We start from the raw sequence: 324 nt of genomic DNA, 5'->3' as shown, positions 1-324 counted from the left end.
AAACAACATCAAACACATTAATAGATAAGAAAGACATTAGTACCGATGGTATAGTATTGGTGAATGGATTAAGTGGATTAAGCAGTTCAGTTTTAGCTAATGCGAAATTAAGCATTGCACCGAAATCGATTACTGCAAATCAGATTGCAGATAATACGATTACCTCAGATAAGATCAAAGTTGATGCAGGAGCAGTTACAGGCATGATTCCAATCGTTGGAGCAAGTGGCACGATTACTTATGTAGATCCTAAAACAACATCAAACACATTAATAGATAAGAAAGACATTAGTACCGATGGTATAGTATTGGTAAATGGATTAA

General features: G+C 34.6%; 1 protein-coding gene. It reads left to right on the top strand.

Translation table 11 applies throughout. The features are described 5' to 3' along the window. A partial coding sequence (locus tag EHC72_RS22895; RefSeq protein WP_211660359.1) for a hypothetical protein occupies positions 1-324 on the top strand: 324 nt, incomplete at both ends.

The organism is Pedobacter nototheniae (genome assembly GCF_004335085.1).
Taxonomy (GTDB): domain Bacteria; phylum Bacteroidota; class Bacteroidia; order Sphingobacteriales; family Sphingobacteriaceae; genus Pedobacter; species Pedobacter nototheniae.
Note: the sequence above shows the minus strand (reverse complement) of the source record. Positions and strands in the feature narration are given on the sequence as shown.